Below are 649 nucleotides of genomic sequence, written 5' to 3' on the forward strand. Positions count from 1 at the left end.
CCGACTTCATTTAAAGAAATTTTAGCTGGAAGTGAGTCCAATCCGTCACACATCACTGTTTGATTTAGTTGATTAACCTTAAGCCGATAGGCTTTCCAAGGTTTGATCAGGGTGCGAAACTTGAGTTAAATATTATAGTGTCTATCTTTTTCAGCGAGCTGGACTGTAGTATCCGGAGACTCTTCCTGCGCCTGCTGAACCAGATCGCTCCAATTTCCAGTTTGTGGCAGATGAGTAAGTATCAGGTTCGATACGCCAGCTTTTGATGCGATCTGTCCGCATTCTTTTGCTGTCATATGGACCGTGTGATTCTCCATACCTTTATAGAAGTTACTATCTGCTAAAAGATAATCGGCCGATTCACAGAATGGTATAAAGTCTTCAATAAATCCTGAATCCGCAGTAAACACGAGTACTTTACCGGTGGATCTTTCCGTAATTCTGAAAGCGTAACACGGAACAGGGTGAAGAGTCTTCAGGTGTTCGATATCAAACGGCCCAATCGTCAACTTAGGTTCTTCATTATCAGTTTTCCGAGCGAGAAAACCCACGGTTTCAATCGTGGGATGATAGCTCGGCAGGGATGAGGGTTCGCTTTGGCGAACTCGAAAGCCCTGTGATATATTCGAATATTTTTTGAGTATGTTCG

Annotated in this window: 1 protein-coding gene; it reads right to left on the bottom strand. The window is 43.1% G+C overall.

Annotated features, from left to right (window positions below; translation table 11 throughout):
- Positions 1-125: 125 nt before the first annotated feature.
- Positions 126-649, bottom strand: a 524-nt coding sequence (locus tag ACYQ2O_RS12610; RefSeq protein ID WP_459796753.1) for an MBL fold metallo-hydrolase, incomplete at its 5' end; no start/stop codon positions are given.

This window comes from Alkalibacterium sp. m-11 (assembly GCF_054658155.1).